24 protein-coding genes are annotated in these 26,196 nt (G+C 62.2%); 6 read left to right on the top strand and 18 right to left on the bottom strand.

The genetic code is table 11. The annotated features are described in order from the left end of the window. Positions 1-19: 19 nt before the first annotated feature. Positions 20-2,233 (bottom strand): DNA internalization-related competence protein ComEC/Rec2, encoded by a 2,214-nt coding sequence (locus ACJRW5_RS09710; protein WP_484570580.1) that lies wholly within the window; start codon positions 2,231-2,233, stop codon positions 20-22. Between the two features lie 128 nt (positions 2,234-2,361). Between ACJRW5_RS09710 and ACJRW5_RS09705 the strand changes: the two genes are divergently transcribed. After that, positions 2,362-2,889: a DUF2062 domain-containing protein gene (locus ACJRW5_RS09705; protein WP_484570318.1), complete on the top strand. Its 528-nt coding sequence runs from the start codon at positions 2,362-2,364 to the stop codon at positions 2,887-2,889. A 37-nt stretch (positions 2,890-2,926) separates the two neighbouring features. Here ACJRW5_RS09705 and ACJRW5_RS09700 read toward each other — a convergent pair whose 3' ends face one another. The 3 genes from ACJRW5_RS09700 to ACJRW5_RS09690 are packed head-to-tail and all read right to left on the bottom strand — an operon-like array spanning position 2,927 to position 6,115. Then, complete coding sequence (locus ACJRW5_RS09700; protein ID WP_484570317.1) at positions 2,927-4,171, bottom strand: lipoprotein-releasing ABC transporter permease subunit; 1,245 nt, start codon at positions 4,169-4,171, stop codon at positions 2,927-2,929. Then, the gene (gene lolD, locus ACJRW5_RS09695; protein ID WP_484570316.1) at positions 4,171-4,857 is read right to left on the bottom strand and encodes a lipoprotein-releasing ABC transporter ATP-binding protein LolD; all 687 of its coding nucleotides are present in this window, start codon (positions 4,855-4,857) and stop codon (positions 4,171-4,173) included. The genes ACJRW5_RS09700 and lolD overlap by 1 nt, the downstream gene beginning before the upstream one ends. Positions 4,858-4,867: 10 nt before the next feature. After that, on the bottom strand, positions 4,868-6,115 hold the full coding sequence (locus tag ACJRW5_RS09690; protein WP_484570315.1) for a lipoprotein-releasing ABC transporter permease subunit: 1,248 nt from the start codon (positions 6,113-6,115) through the stop codon (positions 4,868-4,870). 233 nt (positions 6,116-6,348) lie between these two features. On the opposite strand from ACJRW5_RS09690, the gene ACJRW5_RS09685 reads away from it, so the two are divergent. From ACJRW5_RS09685 to ACJRW5_RS09675, 3 genes are read left to right on the top strand one after another with little or no spacing between them, the layout of a single operon-like run. Next, positions 6,349-6,915 (top strand): PilZ domain-containing protein, encoded by a 567-nt coding sequence (locus tag ACJRW5_RS09685; RefSeq protein WP_484570314.1) that lies wholly within the window; start codon positions 6,349-6,351, stop codon positions 6,913-6,915. A 19-nt stretch (positions 6,916-6,934) separates the two neighbouring features. Next, positions 6,935-7,243 (top strand): phosphodiesterase, encoded by a 309-nt coding sequence (locus tag ACJRW5_RS09680; RefSeq protein ID WP_484570313.1) that lies wholly within the window; start codon positions 6,935-6,937, stop codon positions 7,241-7,243. Next, a complete protein-coding gene (locus tag ACJRW5_RS09675) occupies positions 7,240-7,959 on the top strand; it encodes a glycerophosphodiester phosphodiesterase (RefSeq protein ID WP_484570312.1) in 720 nt (239 codons plus the stop codon). Before ACJRW5_RS09680 ends, ACJRW5_RS09675 begins: the two co-directional genes overlap by 4 nt. A gap of 363 nt (positions 7,960-8,322) precedes the next feature. Here ACJRW5_RS09675 and sthA read toward each other — a convergent pair whose 3' ends face one another. The 10 genes from sthA to ACJRW5_RS09625 all read right to left on the bottom strand — a co-directional run bounded on the left by sthA (position 8,323) and on the right by ACJRW5_RS09625 (position 18,776). Beyond that, the gene (gene sthA, locus ACJRW5_RS09670; RefSeq protein WP_484570311.1) at positions 8,323-9,717 is read right to left on the bottom strand and encodes a Si-specific NAD(P)(+) transhydrogenase; all 1,395 of its coding nucleotides are present in this window, start codon (positions 9,715-9,717) and stop codon (positions 8,323-8,325) included. 99 nt (positions 9,718-9,816) lie between these two features. Continuing rightward, the gene (gene nqrM / locus ACJRW5_RS09665) at positions 9,817-10,047 is read right to left on the bottom strand and encodes a (Na+)-NQR maturation NqrM (protein ID WP_484570310.1); all 231 of its coding nucleotides are present in this window, start codon (positions 10,045-10,047) and stop codon (positions 9,817-9,819) included. Continuing rightward, positions 10,044-11,069 (bottom strand): FAD:protein FMN transferase, encoded by a 1,026-nt coding sequence (locus ACJRW5_RS09660; RefSeq protein ID WP_484570309.1) that lies wholly within the window; start codon positions 11,067-11,069, stop codon positions 10,044-10,046. Before ACJRW5_RS09660 ends, nqrM begins: the two co-directional genes overlap by 4 nt. A gap of 2 nt (positions 11,070-11,071) precedes the next feature. Beyond that, positions 11,072-12,295 carry an NADH:ubiquinone reductase (Na(+)-transporting) subunit F gene (nqrF, locus tag ACJRW5_RS09655; protein ID WP_037048607.1) on the bottom strand — a complete coding sequence of 408 codons (1,224 nt, stop codon included), beginning with the start codon at positions 12,293-12,295 and terminating at the stop codon, positions 11,072-11,074. A 15-nt stretch (positions 12,296-12,310) separates the two neighbouring features. After that, positions 12,311-12,919 (bottom strand): NADH:ubiquinone reductase (Na(+)-transporting) subunit E, encoded by a 609-nt coding sequence (nqrE, locus tag ACJRW5_RS09650; RefSeq protein WP_484570308.1) that lies wholly within the window; start codon positions 12,917-12,919, stop codon positions 12,311-12,313. Further along, the gene (locus ACJRW5_RS09645; protein ID WP_276489294.1) at positions 12,919-13,593 is read right to left on the bottom strand and encodes an NADH:ubiquinone reductase (Na(+)-transporting) subunit D; all 675 of its coding nucleotides are present in this window, start codon (positions 13,591-13,593) and stop codon (positions 12,919-12,921) included. Before ACJRW5_RS09645 ends, nqrE begins: the two co-directional genes overlap by 1 nt. After that, positions 13,590-14,378, bottom strand: coding sequence for a Na(+)-translocating NADH-quinone reductase subunit C (locus ACJRW5_RS09640; RefSeq protein ID WP_484570307.1), 789 nt, complete (start codon positions 14,376-14,378; stop codon positions 13,590-13,592). Before ACJRW5_RS09640 ends, ACJRW5_RS09645 begins: the two co-directional genes overlap by 4 nt. Continuing rightward, on the bottom strand, positions 14,371-15,582 hold the full coding sequence (locus ACJRW5_RS09635; protein WP_484570306.1) for an NADH:ubiquinone reductase (Na(+)-transporting) subunit B: 1,212 nt from the start codon (positions 15,580-15,582) through the stop codon (positions 14,371-14,373). The genes ACJRW5_RS09640 and ACJRW5_RS09635 overlap by 8 nt, the downstream gene beginning before the upstream one ends. A 3-nt stretch (positions 15,583-15,585) precedes the next feature. Further along, complete coding sequence (locus ACJRW5_RS09630) at positions 15,586-16,923, bottom strand: Na(+)-translocating NADH-quinone reductase subunit A (protein ID WP_484570305.1); 1,338 nt, start codon at positions 16,921-16,923, stop codon at positions 15,586-15,588. Positions 16,924-17,309: 386 nt separating this feature from the next. Next, a complete protein-coding gene (locus ACJRW5_RS09625; RefSeq protein ID WP_484570304.1) occupies positions 17,310-18,776 on the bottom strand; it encodes a glyceraldehyde-3-phosphate dehydrogenase in 1,467 nt (488 codons plus the stop codon). Positions 18,777-18,907: 131 nt separating this feature from the next. On the opposite strand from ACJRW5_RS09625, the gene mfd reads away from it, so the two are divergent. After that, positions 18,908-22,345 (top strand): transcription-repair coupling factor, encoded by a 3,438-nt coding sequence (gene mfd, locus ACJRW5_RS09620; protein ID WP_484570303.1) that lies wholly within the window; start codon positions 18,908-18,910, stop codon positions 22,343-22,345. 11 nt (positions 22,346-22,356) lie between these two features. Then, complete coding sequence (locus ACJRW5_RS09615; RefSeq protein ID WP_484570302.1) at positions 22,357-22,878, top strand: CsiV family protein; 522 nt, start codon at positions 22,357-22,359, stop codon at positions 22,876-22,878. 211 nt (positions 22,879-23,089) lie between these two features. On the opposite strand, the gene ACJRW5_RS09610 is transcribed toward ACJRW5_RS09615, so the two are convergent. The 4 genes from ACJRW5_RS09610 to ACJRW5_RS09595 are packed head-to-tail and all read right to left on the bottom strand — an operon-like array spanning position 23,090 to position 26,132. Next, a complete protein-coding gene (locus ACJRW5_RS09610; protein WP_484570301.1) occupies positions 23,090-23,827 on the bottom strand; it encodes an S-methyl-5'-thioinosine phosphorylase in 738 nt (245 codons plus the stop codon). A 10-nt stretch (positions 23,828-23,837) separates the two neighbouring features. Continuing rightward, positions 23,838-24,836, bottom strand: coding sequence for a beta-N-acetylhexosaminidase (nagZ, locus tag ACJRW5_RS09605; RefSeq protein ID WP_484570300.1), 999 nt, complete (start codon positions 24,834-24,836; stop codon positions 23,838-23,840). An 11-nt stretch (positions 24,837-24,847) separates the two neighbouring features. Next, on the bottom strand, positions 24,848-25,375 hold the full coding sequence (locus tag ACJRW5_RS09600) for a L,D-transpeptidase family protein (protein WP_484570299.1): 528 nt from the start codon (positions 25,373-25,375) through the stop codon (positions 24,848-24,850). A 49-nt stretch (positions 25,376-25,424) separates the two neighbouring features. Next, positions 25,425-26,132 carry a TetR/AcrR family transcriptional regulator gene (locus tag ACJRW5_RS09595; protein WP_484570298.1) on the bottom strand — a complete coding sequence of 236 codons (708 nt, stop codon included), beginning with the start codon at positions 26,130-26,132 and terminating at the stop codon, positions 25,425-25,427. Positions 26,133-26,196: the final 64 nt, after the last annotated feature.

The raw sequence follows: 26,196 nt of genomic DNA, 5'->3' as shown, positions 1-26,196 counted from the left end.
CATAGGGTGCAGCTCCTTCTCATTTTTCCCTCCAGAAGCGTGCCTCGCTTCGCAACCCGCGAGGCGCGCGCCATTCACCCAGGCGCAGATGCAGAGCCCCCGTGTTCGCCGTGTCATGCACTTCGATGCCCGCCGCCTGGTAACGCGCCAGCACCTGAGGGTGCGGATGACCAAATGCGTTGTGCCGGCTACGGGTGATCAGCACGTGCTGCGCGCCAACTCCATCGATGAAAGCCTGAGTGGAGGAACTGCGGCTGCCATGATGCGGCGCCAGCAACCAGTGCGACGCAACTGGAAAATCGGACTGCAGCAACGCCATCTCGGCCTGGGCATCGATATCGCCAGTCAGCAGCAAGCGCTCACCTGCGGCGTCCACCTGCAGCACGCAGGAACTTGGGTTGCCCGAGCCGGCTTCCTGCCATTGCCACAACCTGAACATCACGCCATTCCACTGCCAGCTTTGTCCTGAATTACAGGTTTCAGCCGCCAGCGCTCGCTCAAGACGCTGCGGTTCGCCACTGATCACCCGCGCCACCGGCATTGCCGAGTGGATGGCAGCCGCGCCGCCAGCGTGATCGTTGTCAGCGTGACTGAGCAGCATGACGTCCAGACGGCGCAGGTTCAGAGCGCGCAATGAAGGCAGGACGATACGCTCGCCCGTATCGAAATCGCCGAAACGAGGCCCGGCGTCATACAGCAGGCTGTGCTCACGGGTACGCACCAGGACGGATAGCCCCTGGCCGACGTCAAGCACCCAGACTTCGGCCCTGCCCTCCTCGAGGTGCTGCGCCGGCAGCAGCAAGGCCGGCAGCAACAGCGCCACACCCGGCAGGCGCAGCGGTACACCAGTTGGCAGCAACAATAACAAGGCGCCCAGGGCAGCCAATGCCCAGGCCCACAGCGGTAACTCGCTGGGCAGCCAGGCAGGCAGCCAACTGGCAATCATGCCTAGCAGCTCGAAGAGTAGGTGCAATGCCCCACCGGCCAACCACAGCAAGCTTTCTCCAAGCCAGGGCACGGGCAACAACAGCGTGCCCAGCAACGCCAACGGCACCACTACTAGTCCCACCCAGGGTACGGCGAACAGATTCGCCAGCGGCCCGCTGTTGCTGACCGGCAAACCAAGGATCAACATCATCGGCAAAAGCCCGAGGGCCATGGTCCACTGCGCACGCGTCAGCCCACGCCACCAACCCCATACGCCCAGGCGACCGGCAAACACCAGCGCAAGAATGGCGACAGCCGAGAACGACAACCAGAAACCTGGCTGCAGGGACGCCAGAGGCTCCAGCAACAAGACCACCAGCATGGCGCTCAGCAGAGGCCAACCAGGGCCCAGATGACGAAAGCGCAGACGCCACAGCAAGACCAGGGCGACCATCACACAGGCTCTGCGCACCGGGACTTCGAATCCTGCCAGCCAGCCGTAGAGCAACGCACCACTCAATGCCAATGCACAAGCGCAGGGCAACCAGGGCCAACGTCGCGGCCAGGCGCCGAACCGCGCCAGCAGCGCGACCAATCCATAGAGAAAACCGGACAGCAAGGCGATGTGCTGCCCGGAAATGACCATCAGGTGGACGGTGCCGGTGTGCTGTAACAGCCGCCAGTCTTGGGCCGTCAGGCCGGAACCATCGCCAAGGACCAATGCAGCGACCCCACCTTCACGCCCCCAGGCCGGCACTGCCAACAAGCGCTGACGCAAGGCATCGCGCCAGCTCGCGACTCCGCTGGCCGCCTCCAGCCGCTCGCCAGCCTTGATCGTGCCAGTGGCGCCAATACGCTGCACCAACAACCAGGCCTCGTAGTCGAAGCTCTGCGGATTGACCAGGCCATGCGGACGTTTGAGATTGACCGCCAGACGCCAACGTTCACCTGCGTGCAGAGGCGGCCCGCCATACCAGGCCAGACGCAAGCGTTTCGGCAATTCAGCGCGCCGCGAATGAGCGTCCTGTAACTGGAAACGCACGACGCCATCGGCGACCTCGGGCAGGCCGACGATCCGCCCCTCCAACCACAGCGTCCGGCCATCCAGCTCGACAGCCAGGCGATCGTCCAGCGCCCATTGCGTAGAGCAGCAGGCCCAGGCCAGCCCGAGCAGAAAGAAGCCCAGGGGGAAAAGACGCGAAAACAGCAGTGCCAGCCCGCAACAGGCCGCGACGAGCAGCAACCAGCCCGGCGGCAGGCTTGGCAGAAAGCGTAGCGTCAACAAGCCCAAGGCCAGCGCCAACATCCCTGTACGCATCGCTCCCCCTGTTTCACCGAGCGCATCCAGCGCTCACCTTCCGTCACAATATGGAAACGCTGGCGATGAGGAATCAGTGCATAATATCGGCGCTTTTGCCTGCCCAGAGACTCTTCATGCCGCGTCGTTTATTCAAGCGCTACTTGCCCACTCCCGACAGTATCAAGGGTAACAAGTCCCTGCGCTTTCTCGGCAAACTCATTCACGACCCCAATCTCTGGCATCTCAATCGTCATTCGGTTGCCCGGGGTATGGCCATCGGCCTGTTCTGGGCGATGATTCCCATGCCCATGCAGATGCTGGCGGCCGCTGCGGTGGCCATTCCCCTGCGCGCCAACCTGCCGATCTCCATCGGCCTGGTCTGGCTGACCAACCCGATCACCATGCCGCCGGTGTTCTACTGCACCTACAAGTTCGGCGCCTGGCTGAGCAACTCACCCGCTGTGCGCTTGCCCAGTCATCTCAGCCTGGAGTGGATAACCGCCGAGCTGTCGATGCTGTGGAAGCCACTGCTGCTGGGTTCGTTCGTCTCCGGCCTGATCCTCGCGGCACTCGGTTACGTGCTGACCATGCTGTACTGGCGCTGGTGGGTACAGCGTAGCTGGCGCAAGCGCCAGGAGCGTCGTCGGGAAGTCCAGAGCTAGAAAAACAAAAGCCGTCGGATCGACGGCTTTTTTGCTTTCACTCGTAACGTAACGCTTCGGCAGGCTGCACCTGCGCGGCTCGCCAGGATGGATATAGCGTGGCGAGGAAGCTGAGGATCAGTGCCGCCGAGCAGATCAGCACGACGTCCAGCCACTGCAGCTCCGATGGCAGGCTACTGATGAAGTACACGTCGGAGCTCAGCACCTGCTCCCCGGCGAAAGACTCCAGCCAGGCCACCAGCGCACTGACATTCAGTGCGGCCAGCACACCCAGCACGGTACCGATCAGCGTGCCCACCAGGCCGATCACCGAACCCTGCACCATGAAGATGGCCATGATCTGCCGCGGCGTGGCGCCCAGGGTACGCAGGATGGCGATATCGGCGCCCTTGTCGGCCACCACCATGATCAGCGTGGCGATGATGTTGAAGGCAGCTACCGCGACGATCAGCAGCAACAGCAGACCGATCATGGTCTTTTCCATCTTCATTGCGCTGAACAGGCTGCCCTGGGTGTGAGTCCAGTCATCGGCACGGTACCCGCCTCCCAGATCGGCGACCAGCGCCTTGGACACCTGTGGTGCCTGGTACAGGTCCTTCAGCGCCAGGCGGATGCCCGGCACCGTGCCTTCCGGCAGGCGCTGCATGCTGGCAGCATCGGCGACATTGATCAGGGCCAGCGAGCTGTCCAGTTCAGCGCCAACCTTGAAGATCGCCGCCACGTTCAAACGCTGCATGCGCGGTGTTACGCCTCCTGGTGCGTTGCTCAATTCAGGGATGATCAGCGTCAGCTTGTCGCCGACCTGCAGGCCGAAACGGTGCGCAGTGATATCGCCGATCACCACGCCGAACTCTCCAGGCTGCAGATTGCTCAGGCTGCCCTGGCGGATATGTTCGGGCAGGATCGACACCTTGCCCTCCTCCGCCGGGTCGATGCCGTGGATCTGGATCGGCTGCATCACCCCGCGATGCGAGAGCATGCCCTCCAGTTCCGCGTAGGGTGCGGCAGCCAACACCTGCGGATTGGTCATGGCCTTGTTGGCCAGGGCGCGCCAGTCCGCCACAGGTTGCTCACCGTAGAGCATGGCGTGCGGCACCATGCCGAGGATGCGCGAGCTCATTTCCTTCTGGAAACCGTTCATCACCGACAGCACCACGATCATCGCCAGCACGCCAAGGCCCAGACCGATCATCGAAGTCAGTGAAATGAAGGAGATGAAATGATTTCGGCGCTTGGCCCGTGTGTAGCGAGCGCCGATGAAGATACTCAGCGGACGAAACATCAGATGCTCACCAGTTTGCCATCCTGCAGGCTGAGCACACGATCCATCTGCCGTGCCAGTTGCATGTCGTGGGTCACCACCAGGAAGGCAGTGTTGGAGTCGCGACTGAGCTCGCGCATCAGCTCCTGGATGCCTTCGGCGGTGTGCTGATCGAGGTTACCGGTGGGCTCATCGAGCAGCACCAACCCCGGACGGTTGACCAGCGCACGGGCAATCGCCACGCGCTGGCGCTCCCCCCCGGACAGCTCGGCTGGTTTGTGGTTGAGACGATGGCCCAGACCGACACGCTCGAGCAGCTTGGTAGCGCGCTCACGCGCCTCGGCGATCGGCGTCTTGCCGATCAGCAATGGCATGCAGACGTTCTCCAGCGCGGTGAACTCGGCCAGCAGGTGGTGAAACTGGTAGACAAAGCCCAGCGCGCGATTGCGCAGTAGACCACGCGCGGTTTCGCTCAGCGCCGACAGTTGCTCACCCGCCAGCCAGACGCTGCCTTCACTGGGCGTATCCAGACCGCCAAGCATGTTCAGCAGGGTGCTTTTGCCGGAACCTGAACTGCCGACGATGGCCACGCGTTCACCGGCAAAAAGCTCAAGTTCCAGACCGTCAAGCACGACCACCGACTCGGGGCCTTCGTCATAGCGCTTGCTCAGGTTACGACAGCTGAGCACGGCATTTTGCTGTTTCATGGCGATGGACTCACTCATAACGCAGGGCCTCGGCGGGCTGGGTGCGCGCGGCACGCCAGGCTGGATACAGGGTGGCGAAGAAACTCAGCAGCAGCGCCGCGGTACAAACCATGATCACGTCAGCGCTCTGCAACTGCGAAGGCAGGTAGTCGATGAAATAGACATCGGCGTTGAGAAACTTGATACCCAGCAGCTTCTCGATGGCAGCGATCAGGCCGCTGACATTCAGTGCGGCGAGGATACCCAGCAGTGCGCCAATGAAGGTACCGACCACACCGATGACCGTGCCCTGGACCATGAAAATGGCCATGATCTGCCGCGGCGTCGCGCCCAGTGTGCGCAGGATGGCGATATCGCCTTTCTTGTCGGTCACCACCATCACCAGCGTGGAGATGATGTTGAAGGCGGCGACGGCGACGATCAGCAGCAGCAACAGGCCGATCATGGTCTTCTCCATGCGGATGGCCTGGTACAGGTTGCCGTGGGTCCGGGTCCAGTCGCGGGCATAGAAGTCGCCGTCGAGGGTCTGGGCGATCTCCCAGGCACTGCGTGGCGCCTGGAACAGATCATCGAACTTCAGACGCAGGCCCTGCACCTGATCCGGCTTCCAGCGATGCAGGCGCGCCAGGTCGGTGATATTGGCGAGCGCCAGCGCACCGTCGATCTCGCCGGCGCCGACATGAAAGATGCCGGTGACGGTGAAACGCTTCAGCCGCGGGAACATGCCGGCCGGTGTGACCGTCACCTCGGGCGCGACGAAGGTGATCTTGTCGCCCAGCTTCACCCCCAGCTTGGCCGCAGCCTTGTCGCCGATGACCATGGCGAAATCGCCGGGCTGCAAGCTGTCCAGGCTGCCCTGCTGGAAGAAGCCGTCGATGATCGACACCTTGCGCTCCTGCTCCGGGTCGACGGCATTGATCAGCACCTTCTGCACCTTGCCGTCATGCGTCAGCAGCCCCTGCATCTGGGTAAAGGGGGCCAGCGCCTCGACGCGCGGGTGTTGCTCGACCTGACGCGCCAGCGCCTGCCAATCGCTGACTGGAGTCGGCGACTCGACGGTGGCATGAGGAATCATGCCGAGCACGCGCGTGCGCATTTCATGGTCGAAACCATTCATCACCGACAGCACCAGGATCATCACCATCACGCCGAGCGTGAGGCCGAGCATGGATGTCAGGGAGATGAAGGAAACGAAGTGGCTGCGCCGTTTGGCCCGCGTGTAACGCGTACCGATGAATACGAACAGAGGTCTGAACATGTCGGAGAGATTCGGGAGAAAGAAAAACGTCCTTGTGGCGGGGTCTGATCAGCGGCCTTACACTCAGAAACAAGTCAAAGTCCGCTGCATGACGAGCCTGCTGTGTTGAAGTCGACTCGAAGGCTGGTTCACCTGAGTGAACTGCGCATCCTCAGCGACTCTGGCCTTGCATGCATCCAGCTCGCGAGACTTTCAACAGGGTCTTCGACCACCACCGCTTTCATGGGTTCGCCATGTCGACAAACGATGTAGAAGATCGCCGCGAATACTATCGCATCGAAGATACGATCGCACTGGAATTCACCCTGCTGTCAGGCGCCGAAGCCCTGGCCGGCGACGAGCTTCACGATCCCTCACCACTGTTCAACCTGCTTAGCGATCTGCACCTGATGGACTTCGAGTCGCAGCATCTGCTGCGCCACATCAGCGAGCGCGACCGTACCCTGGCCAACTACCTGAAGGTGATCAACAAGCGCATCGACCTGCTTGGCCAGGCCGTAGCACAGAGCCTGCTGCGCGATATCGGCGCACCACGCCAGGTCTCGCTGTCCGAAGGCGGCATCAGTTTCAATCATGCGCAGGCCTTGGCGCCCGGCAGCCACCTGGCGATCAAGATGGTGCTGATGCCACAGGCACTCGGCCTGTTACTGCGCGCCCAAGTCGTACACTGCAGCCAGCGCACCGATGGCCAGTACGAGATAGGTACGGAGTTCGAAGCGTTGACCGACGCACAGCGCCAATTGCTCGCCAGGCATATCCTGCAGAAACAGGCTCTGGAACGTCGCCAGGCCCGCGAATGAACGCCGCCAAGGAATCCACATGCATCGTCTTGCTCTGCTGATCGCCCTGCTCGCCCCCGTTTCTCTTCACGCCGAGACGCTGACCATCCCAGTCGGCAGCCAAGGCGCCGATATCGATAACGCCAACCTGCCGCACAAGGGCCAGTCCAAGCGCGCGGTACTGGAGCGCTTCGGCCTGGCAGATGAAGAGCACAAGCCCGTCGGGCAGCCGCCAATCACCCGCTGGGACTACCGCGAATTCAGTGTCTACTTCGAATACGATCACGTGATCAACAGCGTGCGCCATCATCAGCCACGCCACCCAGAGACCGCCAAGGAGCAACAGTGACCCTCATCTACGGCCATCGCGGCGCCAAGGGCGAAGCCCCGGAAAACACCCTCGCCAGCTTCCAGCGCTGCCTGGAACACGGCGTCACCCGTTGCGAACTGGACCTGCACCTGTCACGCGATGGCGAGCTGATGGTTATTCACGATCCTACCCTCAAACGCACCACCGGCTTGCGTGGCAAGGTGGTCGAACACGATGCGGCCGAACTGGTGAAGTACGATGCGCGCAAAGGCGGGCCAGGCTGGGTTCGTCCCTGCCCGATTCCGCGCCTCGCCGAGCTGTTCGAGCAATGCCCGTTCGAACATTGGCAACTGGAGGTAAAAAGCGCCTCGAAAATCCGTTCGGCCCGCACCGTGCTGGCCATCGCCGAACTCGCCGAGCGTTTCGGCCTGCGCGAGCGCGTCACCATCACCTCCAGCTCCCGCGAGGTACTCAAGGCCGCCCGCGAACTGACACCACAACTGCAGGTGGGCCTGGTGGCCGAATATGCCTGGCTCGACCCGCTCAAGGTTGCAGCACACTACGACTGCCACCTGCTGGCACTGAACTGGACGCTGTGCACCCCGGAACGTCTGCTCAAGGCGCAGAAACAGGGCCTGCACGTATCGGTGTGGACAGTGAACGAGGCTGCGCTGATGCGCCGCCTCGCCGACTTCGGCGCCGACAGCATCATCACCGACTTCCCCGGTCTGGCCGTACAGACGCTGCGAGCTTGAAACTCGTAGGGTGCGCCATGCGCACCTGGCCTCGCTCGAACGAGCGGTGCGCGCCGCACCCTACGGACTGAGGCGCTCTGACTCTGTAGGAGCGGATTTATCCGCGATACGCGGCCAACACCTAACGCACAAGCATCCCGAGTGACGTATCGAGGCCGTGCAGCGGGATACAATCCGGGGATGCTCTAGCTCGGCATCCGGGCTGCGAATACAACGCCCAACAACGAAAAACCGGCCCAAGGGCCGGTTTTGTCGTTTGCTGCCGCCTGAGACGCTAGAAGCTCTCCCGATTCGGCCAGCGCCATTCGGAAGCCGCTATCCAGCCTGACTCCCCGACCGGCTCAGGCCGCCGGCCGGTGCCGCTCAAAAAAGCCGGTTGAGGCCGTCGAACGCGGCGACGCGATAGGCCTCGGCCATGGTCGGGTAGTTGAAGGTGGTGTTGATGAAGTACTTGACCGTATTGGCCTCGCCCTTCTGGTTCATGATCGCCTGACCGATGTGCACGATCTCCGAGGCCTGGTAGCCGAAGCAGTGCACGCCCAGCACTTCCAGGGTTTCACGGTGGAAGAGGATCTTCAGCATGCCCACCGGCTCGACCGAAATCTGCGCACGTGCCATGCCCTTGAAGAAGGCTTTGCCTACTTCGTATGGCACTTTCGCCTGAGTCAGTTCGCGCTCATTCTTGCCGATCGAGCTGATCTCCGGAATGGTGTAGATGCCGGTCGGCACGTCATCGACGAAACGCCAGCTGCCGTTGTCGACGATGCTGCCGGCAGCCGAACGGCCCTGGTCGGAGGCGGCACTGGCCAGGCTCGGCCAGCCGATCACGTCACCGGCCGCGTAGATGTTGCTGACCTCGGTGCGGTAGTGCTCGTCGACCTGAATCTGGCCACGGCTGTTGACGCCGATGCCGATGTTCTCCAGACCCAGCTTGTCGGTATTGCCGGTACGGCCGTTACACCACAGCAGGGCGTCGGCCTTGATCTTCTTACCCGACTTCAGATGCAGGATGACACCGTTCTCCAGGCCTTCGATGCGCTCGTAGTCCTCGTTGTGGCGAACCAGCACATTGTTATTGCGCAGGTGGTAGCTCAGCGCATCGGAGATTTCGTCGTCGAGGAAGCTGAGCAACTGATCGCGGTTATCGATCAGGTCAACCAGCACGCCCAGACCGCTGAAGATCGAGGCGTATTCACAGCCGATCACCCCGGCGCCGCAGATAATCAGCCGACGCGGCGTGTGGCCTAGGCTGAGGATGGTGTCGCTGTCGTAGATACGCGGGTGGTTGAAGTCGATATCGGCCGGACGATAGGGACGCGAGCCCGTGGCGATGACGATTTGCTTGGCTACCAGTTTTTCCATCACGCCGTTGAGGCAGACCACTTCGATGGTCTGTTCGTCAGCGAAACTGGCTGTCCCGAAATAGGTATCGATGCGATTGCGCGCGTAGTATCCAGTGCGCGAGGTGACCTGCTTGGCGATCACCTTCTCAGCGCTTTTCAGCACGTCAGGGAAGGAGAACCAGCGCGGCTCGCCGATCTGGCGGAACATCGGGTTGGTGTTGAACTGCATGATCTGCCGCACCGAATGGCGCAGCGCCTTGGAAGGAATGGTGCCCAGGTGGGTGCAGTTACCGCCGACCAGCGGACGGTTGTCCACCACCGCCACCTTGCGCCCGGCCTTGGCCGCGTTCATCGCCGCGCCCTCACCCGCCGGGCCGGAGCCCAGCACCACCACATCGTAGTTGTAGACCGCCATGTTTACTCCTCAGATCAGGCCGGAGCGCTTGTGGCGCACCCTCGGCAGGGCCGGCAACGGATACGGCTGCCGGCTGTCAATCTCTAACGACTGGTTCGCTCAGCGTTTGCTCGCGTCGTAAGCCAGGTCGCTGTTCGGCGCTTCGCCGTTTTCGCGGTTGACCTCTTCGCACTTCTCGCGGCTACCGCCACAGATCGAGCATTCCTTCTCGATGCCCAGATTGGCGATACCACCGCACGAACCGGCGATGGGCTTGCGCCCCATGATCACGCCGACGGCCATCATGCCGACGACCAGAACCATGGTCAGAAATACCACTAGAAACGTCATTGCTCATCTCCTGCAGCGAATAGCTGCTCGAATGCGGCCGTGCCATGTGTGACGAAACCCTCGCCCTCACGCGTCACGAAAAACGCCGCGATAGCGTTGCGCTCGGCAAACGCCATACCGGCGTCGGGTCCAAGCACCATCAATAGGGTAGACAAGCCATCGGCGCGCAAGGTCGATCGATCGGCCACCGTGACAGCTGCCAGCTTGTGACTGACAGGCTTGCCGGTGAGTGGATCGAGCGTGTGCGAGTAACGCTGGCCATTCTCCTCGAAGTAGTTGCGGTAATCACCCGAGGTGGAAATACCGTAGCCATCGAGTTGCAGCACGCGCTGCGCCACACGCTTGTCGTCACGTGGCGCCTCCAGGCCAATGCGCCAGTGGCTGCCATCTGGCTTGAAGCCGGCTGCCTTGAGCTCACCCGTGGCCTCGACCAGATAACTGGTGACGCCCAGTTCGCGTAGGCGCGCAACGATACGCTCGACCGCATAGCCGGCGGCGATGCTGTTGAAGTCGACCTGCACGTCAGCGTCTTTGCACAGCCGCTCACCGTCGATGCGCAAGTGCTGCTGGCCGACGCGCTGACGCACTTCGGCGAGCTGTTCCTCGCTCGGCACCGCCTCGCCCTGCCCTCTCGGGCCGAAACCCCAGAGATCGAGCAGCGGTTCGAGGGTCAGGTCGAAATAGCCCTGGCTCTGTTCGTGCAGACGATCACCGGCGCGCACCAGATCCAGCACACCCTGCGGCATGGCCTGACAGGCCCCGGCCGGTGCACGGTTGAACTGCTCGATCAGCGAGTCGTCACGGTAGGTGGACATCTGCAGGTCGATCTCGGCGAGGATCGCCTCGGTCGCGGCCTTGAGTTCGGCTTGTGGCGCGACACCTTCACTGCGGACGTATTTGATCGAATAGGTGCTGCCCATGGTCGGGCCACCGAACTCTTCGATCCGTTCAGAATGCAAGCAGCCCGTTAGGGCTGCCGCCAGGGCGACAGCAATAACGGGCTGAAGTACAGCTGACCTCATGCTTAGCCGCCGAAGTCGTCGAGGAGGATGTTCTCCGGCTCGACACCCAGGTCGGTCAGCATCTTGATCACCGCAGCGTTCATCATGGGTGGGCCGCACATGTAGAACTCGCAGTCTTCCGGAGCCGGGTGGTCCTTCAGGTAGTTCTCGTACAGCACGTTGTGGATGAAGCCGGTGAGGCCGGTCCAGTTGTCTTCCGGCTGCGGATCGGACAGCGCCAGGTGCCACTGGAAGTTCGGGTTCTCGGCCTGCAGCTGGTCGTACTCTTCGTTGTAGAAGGACTCGCGCATGGAGCGCGCGCCGTACCAGAAGCTGATCTTGCGCGTGGATTTCAGGCGCTTGAGCTGATCGAAGATGTGCGAACGCATCGGCGCCATGCCGGCACCACCACCAATGAAGACCATCTCCGCATCGGTGTCCTTGGCGAAGAACTCACCGAACGGTCCGTACACGGTGATCTTGTCGCCCGGCTTGAGACTGAACACGTAGGAAGACATCTTGCCCGGCGGCAGATCGTCCTTGCCTGGAGGCGGCGAGGCGATACGGATGTTGAACTTCACCAGGCCGCGCTCTTCCGGGTAGTTGGCCATGGAATAGGCACGGATCACGGTCTCGTCGACCTTGGACACGTACTTCCACTGGTTGAACTTGTCCCAGTCGCCGCGGTACTCCTCCTGAATGTCGAAGTCCTTGTAGTTGACGGTGTGCGGCGGGCATTCCAGCTGCACATAGCCACCGGCGCGGAAGTCGACGTTCTCGCCTTCCGGCAGTTTCAGCGTCAACTCCTTGATGAAGGTCGCGACGTTGGGGTTGGACTCGACGGTGCACTCCCACTTCTTGACACCGAAGACCTCTTCCGGGACTTCGATCTTCATGTCCTGCTTGACCGGCGTCTGGCAGGACAGACGCCAGCCCTCGCGAGCCTCGCGACGGGTGAAATGCGACTCCTCGGTGGACAGCATCTCGCCGCCACCGCTCTCTACGACGCACTTGCACTGCGCGCAGGTACCGCCGCCACCGCAGGCGGAAGACAGGAAGATGTTGTTGTCGGCCAGGGTTTGCAGCAGCTTGCCGCCGGCCGGTACCACGATGGTTTTTTCGCCGTTGATCTCGATGCTCACGTCGCCGCTGGAGACCAGCTTGGCGCGCGCAGCGAGGATGATCAGCACCAGCGCGAGCACGATGGCGGTGAACATGCCGATGGCGAGGAAAATTTCGTAATTCATCTGTTCATCCTTTCCTTACAGCTGCACGCCGGAGAAGGACATGAAGCCCAGCGACATCAGACCGATGGTGATGAAGGTGATGCCCAGACCCTGCAGGCCAGCCGGTACATCGCTGTACTTGAGCTTCTCGCGGATGCCCGCCAGTGCGGCGATGGCCAGTGCCCAGGACACGCCCGCGCCGACACCGTAGACGGTGCTTTCGGCGAGGTTGTAGTCACGCTCGACCATGAACAGCGAGCCACCCATGATGGCGCAGTTCACGGTGATCAGCGGCAGGAACACACCCAGGGCGTTGTAGAGCGAGGGCACGTACTTATCCAGGGTCATTTCCAGGATCTGCACGATGGCCGCGATCACGCCGATGAAGGTCAGCAGGCCGAGGAAGGACAGGTCGACATCAGGCAGACCGGCCCAGGCCAGCGCACCATCCTTGAGGATGTTGGCGTAGATCAGGTTGTTCACCGGCATGGTGATACCCAGCACCACGACCACGGCGATGCCGAGGCCGATGGCGGTTTCCACCTTCTTGGAGATGGCGATGAAGGTACACATGCCGAGGAAGAACGCCAGCGCCATGTTCTCGACGAACACCGCACGGACGAACAGGCTGATGTAATGTTCCATTAATAGGCCTCCTTGCTGGATACCTGAGGCGCCATCTTGTAGGCATTGGCCTCGACCTGGTCTTTCTTCCAGCTACGAATGGCCCAGATGAACAGGCCGATCAGGAAGAATGCCGAAGGCGGCAGCAGCAGCATGCCGTTAGGCTGGTACCAGCCACCGTCGTTGACCACGGAGAAGATTTCGTAGCCCATCAGCTTGCCGGCGCCGAACAACTCGCGGATCACACCCAGTGCAATCAGCATGGCGCTGTAGCCCAGACCGTTACCGATACCGTCGAAGAACGACAGCACGGGCGGGTTCTGCATGGCGAACGCTTCGGCACGACCCATCACGATGCAGTTGGTGATGATCAGACCGACGAACACCGACAGCTGTTTGGACAGACTGAAGGCGTAGGCCTTGAGCACCTGATCGACCACGATCACCAAGGACGCGATGATCACCATCTGCACGATCATGCGGATCGAGCCCGGGATCTGGCTGCGGATCATCGAGATGAACAGGTTGGAGAACCCGGTCACCAGCGTCAGCGCGGCGGACATCACCAGCGCGGTCTGCAGGTTGGACGTGACCGCCAGAGCCGAACAGATACCAAGGATCTGCAGGCCAATGGGGTTGTTATTGAAGATCGGGTTGAGCAGGACTTCTTTGATAGTCGGCTGCGACATGATCAGGCCTCCCCTGCGCGCAGGTTAGCGATAAACGGACCGAAGCCGTTCTGGCCGAGCCAGAACTTCAACAGATGATCCACCCCGTTACTGGTGAGCGTGGCGCCAGCGAGTGCATCGACCTGATGGTTCGCTTGCGGGCTCTGTGGGTCGACACCACCCTTGACGACCTGCACAGCGAGCTCGCCGTCTTCGTCGAACAGGGTCTTGCCCGGCCACTGGCCTTTCCACTTCGGATTATCGACTTCACCACCCAGGCCCGGCGTTTCGCCGTGCTGGTAGAAGCCCATGCCGACCACGGTATTGAGATCACCCTTGACCGCGATGAAGCCGTGCAGGGTCGACCACAGGCCGTAGCCACGCACCGGCAGGATCAGGGTTTCCACCTGGCCGTCCTTCTCCACCATATAGACGGTGGTGTAACGCTCCTGACGCTTGATGCCGGCGACATCCTCGCTGCTGCTCAGCGCAGTGGACAGCTGAGGGTCCTTGGCAGCCTTGAGCGGGTCGAAGGTGATCGGGTCGAAGGCGTCGGAGAACTTGCCGCTCTCCAGATCAACCAGTTTGGCAGTGATGGTGCCATCGAACAGATCCTTGACCTGCGCGGACGACATGCCTGGCTGCCCCAGACCAGCGATGGCCAGGATGCTGCGCTGCTTGTCCAGCAGACGGTTCTCGACCTGGGTCGGCTTCAGTGCAATGGCCGCGCCGGCGACGAACACCGAGCACACCAGACACACCAGCACGGCCACCGTCAGCGTGCGGACGGTGGATTCTTTTTGACTAGACATTGCGTGCCAGCCTCCGCTTGATATTGGCCTGAACGACGAAGTGGTCGATCAGCGGTGCGAACAGGTTGGCGAACAGAATCGCCAGCATCATGCCCTCTGGGAAGGCCGGGTTGACCACACGGATCAACACCACCATCACGCCGATCAGGGCACCGAAGATCCACTTGCCGGTGTTGGTCATGGAAGCCGACACCGGGTCGGTGGCCATGAAGAACATGCCGAAGGCAAAACCACCGACGACCAGATGCCAGTACCAGGGCATGGCGAACATCGGGTTGGAGTTCGAGCCGATGGCGTTGAGCAGCAGACTCAGGCCAATCATGCCGAGCATCACACCGACGACGATGCGCCAGGACGCGATGCGGGTCAGCAGCAGGACCAGACCACCGATGGCAATGGCCAGGGTGCTGGTTTCGCCCATCGAACCGTGAATGGTGCCAACGAAGGCGTCCATCCAGGTGATGCCGTTGTTGATCACGTTCTCCACGCCGCCGGAAGCCGCCAGGCTCAGCGAAGTAGCGCCAGCGAAACCATCGACAGCAGTCCACACCGCGTCACCCGACATCTGCGCCGGGTAGGCGAAGAACAGGAAGGCACGGCCGGTCAGCGCCGGGTTGAGGAAGTTCTTGCCGGTACCACCGAACACTTCCTTGCCGATCACTACGCCGAAGCTGATGCCCAGGGCGACCTGCCACAGCGGAATGCTCGGCGGCAGGATCAGGGCGAACAGCACGGAGGTGACGAAGAAGCCTTCATTGACCTCGTGACGACGGATCGAGGCGAACAGCACTTCCCAGAAGCCACCGACGATGAAGGTCACCGCGTAGACAGGCAGGAAGTAGGCTGCACCCTGGATGAAGTTGTCCCACAGGCTGCTCGGATCGAAGCCAGCCAGCGAGCCGATCAGCGCGAAGCGCCAGCCTTCCTGAGCCGCCAACAGCTCAGGGTTCTGCGCGAAGATCAGGTTGGCCTGGTAGCCGGTGTTCCACATACCGAAGAACATGGCCGGGAAGGTGCACAGCCACACGGTGATCATCATGCGCTTGAGGTCGATGCCATCACGCACGTGAGCGGTGGTCTTGGTCACACTGCCAGGACGGTAGAAGAAGGTGTCGATGGCTTCGTAGAGGGCGTACCACTTCTCGTACTTGCCGCCCTTTTCGAAGTTGTGCTCGATCTTGTCGAGGAATGCACGGATACCCACGGATTAACCCTCCTTCTCGATACGGGCGAGGTTATCCCGCAGGATCGGGCCGTATTCATACTTGCCGGCGCACACATAGGTACACAGCGCCAGGTCTTCTTCGTCCAGCTCGAGGCAGCCGAGTTTCTGCGCCATCTCGGTATCACCGACGATCAGGTAGCGCAGCAGTTGGGTCGGCAGAATATCCAGCGGCATCACCGCCTCGTAGTTGCCGACCGGAACCATGGCGCGTGGGCTGCCGTTGGTAGTGGTGGTGAAGTTGAACAGGCGGCCGCCTGCCAGTTTGGAAACGAAGACGTTCAGCACCGAGTGCTTGTTAACGCCGGCACGCAGGTAGTGCAGCATTTCGCGCTCATTACCCTCACCCAGGCAGGACACCTGGTTGTGGTAGCGACCGAGGAAGGCGAAAGCGCCCTGAGCGGTACGCCCACCGAACACCGAGCCGGAAATCACCCGATTGAAGCCGGGCTTGAGTTCACCGGCGCAGAGTTCTTCCAGGTTGGCGCCAAGGCGGGTACGCAGCAGACGCGGCTGCTCTGCAACCGGGCCGCCCAGTGCAACGACGCGCTCGACGAACAGCTGACCCGTGGTGAACAGCTTGCCAACGGCGATGACGTCCTGGTAACCGATCTGCCATACGCTCTTGCTGGCACTGACCGGATCGAGGAAATGAATATGGGTGCCCGGCAGCCCCGCCGGGTGCGGACCCGCGAAGGCCTCGCCCTGCACCTTCGCCAGCTTCTCGCCGGGCAGATTGGCGCCATCGGCCTTGCACAGGAAAATCTTGGCCAGATTGCCGAGCACCTTCAGGCCATTCTCGAAGTCAGCGGCATGCTCGCCAATGATGACCGCTGGATCAGCAGCCAGGGGGCTGGTATCGATCGCTGTCACGAAAATCGAACTGGGCACTGCATCCAGCGCCGGTACTTTACTGAACGGACGTGTGCGCAGCGCGGTCCATAGACCTGACTGCTGCAGGTTCTCGCGAACCTCGGCGTCGCTCAGCGACTCGAGCTTGTCGGCAGCATACTGAGTAAAGACTTCCTGCTCGTCGCCATCGACGTCGATGACCACCGATTGCAGGACACGCTTCTCGCCACGGTGAATGGCGCTGATAACGCCAGCAGCGGGAGCGGTATAACGCACACCTGCTGTCTTCTTGTCGGTAAACAGCAATTGACCGAGCTTGACCCGATCACCGACCTGCACTTCCATCGTCGGCTTCATCCCGTGATAGTCGAAGCCGATGACGGCGACACTGCGTACGGGCCTTGCGGCCTCGATACGCTGCGCCGGCGCACCCGTTATGGGCAAATCGAGCCCATGCTTTAGTTTGATCATAGGTTTGCCTAACCACTGATTTAGAAAGCTTTTTATAGGACAGGGGGCAACACTCGCGAACCCAATAGGGTCAGCCACCCCAGCGTGTCGCTGGCGTGAATGAAGGTGCCGGTCCTGGGTAAAAAATCTGCTCGATTATAAAGATGGCCCCTTGGACTGGCCACCCAAGCGCTTGCTTTTTTTGACCTTTCAGTAACAGCAAGCAACAGATTGTCGCACCCCGGACGACCACCAGCGGAGCCATGCATTAGCGACTACAGCTGTACATACGACTATGGTCGCGCAACGTGAAACAGACGATCCCCCTGCGCCCTCGGCGATCCAGGCCGGCAAGCCGAAGCAAAAAAAACGGGAGCCGAAGCTCCCGTTTTTTCATCAGCCTGCGCTTAGCGCGGGAAGGCCGGCGGGTTGACCCCAGCCATGTCTTCCATCACGCGAACCACCTGGCAGCTGTAACCGAACTCGTTGTCGTACCAGACGTACAGGACAACACGGTTGTCGTTGGCGATGGTCGCCTCGGCGTCGACCACACCGGCGTGGCGCGAACCGACGAAGTCGGTGGAAACCACTTCCTGCGAGCTGACGAAGTCGATCTGCTTCTGCAGATCCGAGTGCATGGCCATCTGGCGCAGGTACTCGTTGATCTCTTCGCGAGTGGTGGCCTTCTCCAGATTCAGGTTCAGGATGGCCATCGACACGTTCGGCGTCGGCACGCGAATGGCATTGCCAGTCAGTTTGCCTTTCAGTACCGGCAGCGCCTTGGCAGCTGCGGTGGCAGCACCAGTCTCGGTGATGACCATGTTCAGCGCGGCGCTACGACCACGACGACTGCCCTTGTGGAAGTTGTCGATCAGGTTCTGGTCGTTGGTGTACGAGTGAACGGTCTCCACGTGACCGTTGACGATACCGTACTGATCATTCACCGCCTTGAGCACCGGCACGATGGCGTTGGTGGTGCAGGAGGCCGCAGAGATGATCTTGTCGTCAGCACTGATCTCGCCATGGTTGATGCCGTGCACGATGTTCTTCAGCGCACCCTTGCCAGGCGCGGTCAGAACCACACGATCAACGCCCGGGCACTGCAGGTGCTGACCCAGGCCTTCGGCATCACGCCATTTACCGGTGTTATCCACCAGCAGGGCATTCTTGATGCCGTACTGGGTGTAGTCGATGGACGCCGGGTCGTTGGAGTAGATGATCTGGATCAGATTGCCGTTGGCAGTCAGGGTGTTGCTGGCCTCATCAATGGTGATGGTGCCATTGAACTTGCCGTGTACCGAGTCGCGGCGCAGCAGGCTGGCGCGCTTGACCAGATCGTTTTCGGCACCCTTGCGCACAACGATGGCACGCAGACGCAGGCCATCACCACCACCGGTTTTCTCGATCAGGATGCGCGCCAGCAGACGGCCAATACGGCCAAAGCCGTACAGAACCACGTCGGTGCCTTCGCGAGCGGCACCATTCTGCTTGCCAACGACCTCTTCCAGCTCGTCCTTGACGAACTGCTCGACGCTGCGACCAGCGCCTTCGGCCTTGAACTTGGCAACCAGCTTGCCCAGATCCACGGAAGCGGCGCCCAGCTTGAGCTCGCTCATGGCCTTGAGCATCGGGAAGGTGTCGTGCACCGAGAGCTCGACTTCGTCAGCCAGACGATGACGGGCGAAGCGGTGAGCCTTGAGGATGTCGATGACCGAACGGTTGATCAGGCCACGGCCGTAGATCGAGGTCACCACATTGTTGTTGCGATAGAGCTGACCAATCAGCGGAATCATCGCTTCCGCGAGGGCTTCACGATCGATCCATTCACCGAGACACTGGTCGGGCTTCTGAGTCACGGGCAGTACCTTCCACATGTAGGGGCTGAAAAAAGGGGCTACATTATGACGGCGCTCGCGTGCGGGAGCAATGCGCGCCTGTCGCGACTGACATTGACCCTAAAGCCCCGCTACAATTCCCGGCCTTTTGTCACGACCGCGAGCCGCCCGTGTCCGTACTGCGTCTTCCGTCTCTGCCGGCCAGCGCCGGCAAACAGCAATGGGGCAACCTGCCTGGCGCCGCCCTCTCCCTGGCCATTGCCGAGGCAGCCAGCAACGCTGAGCGTTTCACCTTGGTGCTGACCGAGGGCAGCCAGAGTGCCGAACGCCTGCAGGAAGAACTGGCTTTCTTCGCCCCAAGCCTGCCTGTGCTGCATTTTCCCGACTGGGAAACCCTGCCCTACGACGTCTTTTCGCCACATCAGGACATCATTTCCCAGCGCATAGCCACGCTGTATCAGTTGCCGCAACTCAAGCGCGGCATTCTGGTAGTGCCGATCAGTACCGCCCTACACCGCCTGGCGCCGAAGAACTTTCTGCTTGGCAGCAGCCTGGTACTCGACATCGGCCAGAAGCTCAATGTGGAAGAAACGCGCACACGCCTGGAGGCCGCCGGCTACCGCTGCGTCGACACCGTCTACGAACATGGCGAGTTCGCCGTGCGTGGCGCACTGATCGACCTCTACCCGATGGGCAGCGACACGCCGTACCGTATCGATCTGTTTGACGACGAGATCGAAACCCTGCGTACCTTCGACCCGGAAACCCAACGTTCGGTAGACAAGGTCGAATCGATCCGCCTGCTGCCGGCACGCGAGTTCCCGCTGGAGAAAAAAGCCGTCACCGATTTTCGCGGACGCTTTCGCGAGCGCTTCGACGTCGATTTCCGCCGCTGCCCGATTTACCAGGATCTGTCGTCCGGCATCACCCCGGCCGGCATCGAGTACTACCTGCCGCTGTTCTTCGAAGCCAGCGGCACTCTGTTCGACTACCTACCCGGCGACACCCAGGTATTTTCCCTGCCCGGCATCGAAAAATCCGCCGAGCAGTTCTGGCTGGACGCGCGCAACCGTTATGAAGACCGTCGCGTCGATCCGGAGCGCCCGCTGTTGCCGCCGGCCGACATCTTCCTGCCGGTGGAAGACTGCTTCGCCCAGCTGAAAAGCTGGCCACGCGTAGTGGTCAACCCCGAAGACATCGAGCCCGGCGTCGGCAACACCCGCTTCGACGCCCGCGCCCTGCCCGACCTGGCGATCCAGGCCAAGGCCGGCGAGCCACTCGCCGCACTGCGCCGCTTCATCGAGGAATATCAGGGCCGCGTACTGTTCTGCGCCGAGTCGGCCGGCCGCCGCGAAGTACTGCTGGAACTGCTCGCCCGCCTCAAGCTCAAGCCCAAGGAAGTCGACGGCTGGCCAGCCTTCGTCGAAAGCGGCGAGCGCCTGAATATCTGTATTGCCCCGCTGGATGAAGGCCTGCTGCTCGATGACCTGGCACTGATCGCCGAAAGCCCGCTGTTCGGCCAGCGCGTGATGCAGCGCCGGCGCCGTGAGAAAGGCCGCGAAGGTGGCGACAACGTGATCAAGAACCTCACCGAGCTGCGCGAAGGCGCACCGGTGGTGCATATCGATCACGGCGTCGGCCGCTACCTGGGCCTGGTGACCATGGAGTTCGACGGCCAGGCCGCCGAGTTCCTCACCCTGCAGTACGCCGACGAGGCCAAGCTCTACGTGCCGGTGGCCAGCCTGCACCTGATCGCCCGCTACAGCGGCAGCGACGATGCCCTCGCGCCGCTGCACCGGCTCGGCTCGGAGGTCTGGCAGAAGGCCAAGCGCAAGGCCGCCGAACAGGTGCGCGATGTGGCCGCCGAACTGCTCGACATCTACGCCCGCCGCGCCGCCCGCGAAGGTTTCGCCTTCCAGGACCCAGCGGTGGACTACGCCACCTTCAGCGCCGGCTTCCCCTTCGAGGAAACCCCGGACCAGCAGACCGCCATCGACGCCGTGCGCGGCGACATGCTCGCCGGCAAGCCGATGGACCGCCTGGTCTGCGGCGATGTCGGCTTCGGCAAGACCGAAGTGGCCATGCGCGCCGCCTTCATCGCCGTGCACAGCGGCAAGCAGGTGGCGGTGCTGGTGCCCACCACCCTGCTCGCCCAGCAGCACTACAACAGCTTCCGCGACCGCTTCGCCGACTGGCCGGTCAAGGTCGAGGTGATGAGCCGCTTCAAGAGCGCCAAGGAAGTCGAAGGCGCGGTGCAGCAGATGGCCGAAGGCAAGGTCGACATCGTCATCGGCACCCACAAGCTGCTGCAGGACGATGTGAAGTTCCACAATCTGGGCCTGGTCATCATCGACGAGGAACACCGCTTCGGCGTGCGCCAGAAGGAACAGCTCAAGGCGCTGCGCAGCGAGGTGGACATCCTCACCCTGACCGCCACGCCGATCCCGCGCACCCTGAACATGGCCGTGGCCGGCATGCGCGACCTGTCGATCATCGCCACCCCGCCGGCACGCCGCCTGTCGGTACGCACCTTCGTCATGGAGGAGAACAAGCCGACCATCAAGGAAGCGCTGCTGCGCGAACTGCTGCGTGGCGGCCAGGTGTACTACCTGCACAACGACGTGAAGAGCATCGAGAAGTGCGCCGCCGACCTCGCCGAACTGGTGCCGGAAGCGCGTATCGGCATCGGCCACGGGCAGATGCGCGAGCGCGAGCTGGAACAGGTGATGAGCGACTTCTACCACAAGCGCTTCAACGTGCTGGTAGCCTCGACCATCATCGAGACCGGCATCGACGTGCCCAGCGCCAACACCATCATCATCGAGCGCGCCGACAAGTTCGGCCTGGCCCAGCTGCACCAGCTGCGTGGCCGCGTCGGCCGCAGCCACCACCAGGCCTACGCCTACCTGCTAACGCCGCCACGCAAGAACATGACCGAAGATGCGCAGAAGCGCCTGGAAGCCATCGCCGGCGCCCAGGACCTCGGCGCCGGCTTCATCCTCGCCACCCACGACCTGGAAATCCGTGGCGCCGGCGAGCTGCTCGGCGACGGCCAGAGTGGGCAGATTCAGGCCGTGGGCTTCACCTTGTACATGGAAATGCTCGAACGCGCGGTCAAGGCGATCCAGAAAGGCGAACAGCCCAACCTCGACCAGCCGCTGGGCGGCGGCCCGGAGATCAACCTGCGTGTGCCGGCGCTGATCCCCGAGGATTACCTGCCCGACGTGCATGCACGCCTGATCCTCTACAAACGCATTTCCTCAGCCTCTGACGAAGACGGCCTGAAGGAGCTGCAGGTCGAGATGATCGACCGCTTCGGCCTGCTGCCGGAGCCAACCAAGCATCTGATGCGCCTGACCCTGCTCAAGCTGCAGGCCGAGAAGCTCGGCATCAGCAAGGTCGACGCGGGACCGCAGGGCGGCCGTATCGAGTTCGCCGCAGAGACCTGCGTCGACCCGCTGACGCTGATCAAACTGATCCAGGCCCAACCGAAACGCTACAAATTCGAAGGCGCTACCGTCTTCAAGATCCAGGTGCCGATGGAGCGCGCGGAAGAGCGCTTCAATACCCTGGAAGCCCTGTTCGAGCGCCTCGCGCCCACCACCTGAAGGACCTGACCATGCGCCCATTGCACCTGATCGCCCTGCTGCTCTGCCTGTTGGCACCGAGCGCTTTCGCCGAACGCCTCTACCAGGTCGAACTGCTGGTGTTTCGCCAGGCCGGCGAACCCGTGATCGCGCCGAAGATCGCCCCCGACGACTGGGCCGGCACCGCTCTGCCGATCGACGGCAACGAACGCGCCACCGCCCTCAACAACGAGGCCGCCAAGCTCAACCCCGGCAACGGCTATCAGGTCCTGCTGCACAAGGCCTGGAGCCAGACGCTGGGCAGCACCCCGAGCCGCGTCGCCGTCAGCACTGGCGACGGGCACTTCGGCCACCATCCGGTCGAAGGTACGCTGACCTTCACTCAGGAGCGCTTCGCCGATATGGATCTGGAGCTGTGGATCAACCACTTCAGCGCCGACGGCCTGCTCGACAGCAGCGAACACATGAAAGTCGCCCAGCGCCTGAAGGACAACAGCCTGACCTATCTGGACCATGGCAGCCTTGGCGCACTGGTACGCATCAGCCCACTGTGAGCGCACAACGCAAAAGAGCCGCTAAGCATAATGCTGATCAGATAAGGTTGCACAAGCCGCTTTCCGTAGGAGCCCCCCCCGGGGCGAAGCACTTCGAGAGCAGCGTCGTACAGGTTCGCGGCGGGGCGCCGCTCCTACAGGTTTGGTACGTTGAGGCTTAACTGACTGGCATTGGCCGCTAAGCGGCCCTTTCTTATTACAAGGATCAAAACTAGGCGCTCAACACTCGCGCCAACACGGCCTTGACCGTTCCCATCCCCTGCTCCAGCACGCGCTCGATCTCCGCCATGGTGATCAACCCCGGCGCCTTGCCCGCAGCCGGATTGACCACCAGCGCCAGATAGGCATAGGGCAACGCCAACTCACGCGCCAGGGCCGCCTCGGGCATGCCCGTCATGCCGACCAGATCGCAGCCATCACGCTCCATTCTGACGATCTCCGCCGCTGTCTCCAGACGCGGCCCCTGGGTGCAGCCGTAGACGCCATGACTGCTGCAGGCGGCCCCTTCATCACGCAGCGCAGCAATCAACCGCTCACGCCATGCCTCGTCATAGGGATGGCTGAAGTCCACGTGGGTCACGTACTCCAGCTCACCCTCGAACAAGGTGTGCGCCCGCCCGTAGGTGTAGTCGATGATCTGGTGCGGCACGCAGAAATGCCCTGCGCCCATCGCCGCGTGAATGCCGCCGACCGCATTGACCGCGACGACAGCACTGGCGCCGACCTGCTTCAGCGCCCAGAGATTGGCGCGGTAGTTGATCTGATGCGGCGCAATGCGATGCGGCTGACCATGCCGGGCAAGAAACAGCACCTCACGCCCGGCATACTCACCCCGCAGGATATCGGCCGAGGGAGCTCCGTAAGGTGTATCCACGGAAACCGCCTGACGGATCTCAAGGCCCGGCAACTGGGTCAGGCCGGTACCGCCGATGATGGCAAGAACGCTCATGGCAGCGCCCTCAATCCAGTAACTGCGCGGTTCTGAGCGCCGCTACCGCCCGGGACCAGCGCGGCGCCTGGCGATAGTCGGTGCACGCATGAGCACGTCCGCGCATTCGTTGCAGTCGTTCGGCCGGCCGCACTTGCAAACGCTGCAGCGCAGCAAGGGCCAACTCGGCCGAGCCACGATCGTTGCACACCAGGCCCATGTCGCAACCGGCGCTGAGCGCGGCCTCGATACGCTTGCCCGCATCCCCGGCGACATGCGCCCCGGCCATGGACAGGTCGTCGCTGAAGATCACCCCATCGAAACCCAGCTCACCGCGCAGGATGTCCTGCAGCCAGCGGCGAGAGAAACCGGCCGGCTGCTCGTCCACCTGAGGGTAGATCACATGCGCCGGCATCACCGCATCGAACTGGCCACCTAGTTGCTTGAACGGCTGCATGTCACAGGCGCGAATGTCCTCCAGGCTGCGCTCATCGACCGGGATCGCCACATGGGAATCGGCCTCGGCCCAGCCGTGCCCGGGGAAATGCTTGCCGGTGGCGGCCATGCCGGCCTGGTGCATGCCGCGAATGAAGGCGCCGGCCAGCTGCGTGGCACGCTGCGGATCACCCTCGAAGGCACGGCTGCCGACCACCGCGCTGCGCTGGTGATCGAGGTCGAGCACCGGCGCGAAGCTGAGGTCCAGACCGACGGCCAGCACCTCGGTCGCCATCAGCCAGCCGCAATGCTCGGCCAGCTCCTCGGCGCTGTGATTATCGGCGATGGCGCGCATCGCCGGCAGGCGCAGAAAGCCCTGGCGCAGGCGCTGCACCCGCCCGCCTTCCTGATCCACGGCCAGCAGCAGGTCCGGGCGCACGGCACGGATGCTCTGGCACAGCTCACGCACCTGGCGCGGCGATTCGATATTGCGGGCAAAAATGATCAGGCCACCCACTTCGGGCTGGCGCAGCATCTGGCGATCCTCGGCGGTCAGCCAGGTGCCAGCAACATCCATCATCAACGAGCCTTGCATGCAGGTATTCCTTACTGAAAATCGTGGTCCGCAGCCCACTGCGGGCATGGCGCCTCGTCGATACGCACCCGGCAATGCACGGGTACACGCTCGAACAACGCCAACATGTCGGCATTACGCAGCCGGATGCAGCCATGGGACAGCGGCGTGCCCATGGGTTCCGTATCCGGCGTACCATGCAGATAGATATAACGACGAAAGGTGTCCACCTCGCCGAGCCGGTTGCGGGCGGGCTCCAAGCCGCTGAGCCAGAGAATACGGGTGAGAATCCAGTCGCGGCCGGGAAACTGCTGATGCAGTTGCGCGGACCAGACCTCACCGGTCCAGCGCCTGCCGCGCAGCACTGCAGCCAGCGGCAGGCCGGCGCCGATCTTTGCCCGCACCTGATGCAGGCCGCGTGGCGTACAGCCGGAGCCGTTGCGCTCACCAGCGCCGTTCAAGGCGGTGGAGACGGGCACCCGTAGTAGGACCTGCCCGTCGCTGAGGCCATAGAGCGCCTGATCGGCAATGGAGATATGGAGTAAATCGAGATCGGACATGGGCCGCTAGCTTAGCCGAAGGGCCAAGCCAAGCCCAACTGCCGAGGCGTCAAACCTTGGCGGTAGCGCTCGGCGTCTTGCTGCGGGGCTTGAGCTGCGCTCCAGCCAGTGCGGGATCGTTGATTCCGGTTTCAGAACGCATGCCAGCCGCAAGGAACGGCACCATCATGCGCATCACCTGCTCGATGGAAGTGTTCACGCCAAAATCGGTCTCGGCCATCGCACGCAGTGCCTTTATACCCGACATGCTGAACGCTGCCGCACCCAGCATGAAGTGCACGCGCCAGAACAGCTCCAACGGAGGAATGCGTGGCGCGGTTTCATGCACCAGCAACATGTAGCGGCGGAATACCTTGCCGTACACCTCTTCCAGATACTTGCGCAGGTGCCCCTGGCTCTGACTGAAAGCCAGGCCAAGCAAACGCATGAAGATGGACAGGTCGTTACCGCTGCGCGGCTTCACCGCCAGGGCCTGCTCGACCAGAAGCTCCAGCAACTCTTCGAGTGTGGCCTGGCCTTCCGCCTTGGCCTGGCGACGATCCAGTTCCTTTTCCAGGCTGGCACAGAACGGCCCGAGAAAACGCGAGAAGACCGCCTGAATCAGCGCCTTCTTGGAACCGAAGTGATAGTTGACGGCGGCCAGGTTGACCCCAGCCTTACTGGTGATCAGACGAAGTGAGGTCTCGGCGAAACCTTTTTCCGCGAACAGCTGTTCTGCAGCATCGAGAATGCGTTCAACGGTTTCCGACTGGGCCATGAGCTATCACCTGACAAACACTTGTTTGAAACATACGTTTCAGCCCATCGAATTGTCAAGCCGC

It is taken from the genome of Pseudomonas pichavaramensis (assembly GCF_050473265.1).
Classification (GTDB): domain Bacteria; phylum Pseudomonadota; class Gammaproteobacteria; order Pseudomonadales; family Pseudomonadaceae; genus Aquipseudomonas.
Note: the sequence above shows the minus strand (reverse complement) of the source record. Positions and strands in the feature narration are given on the sequence as shown.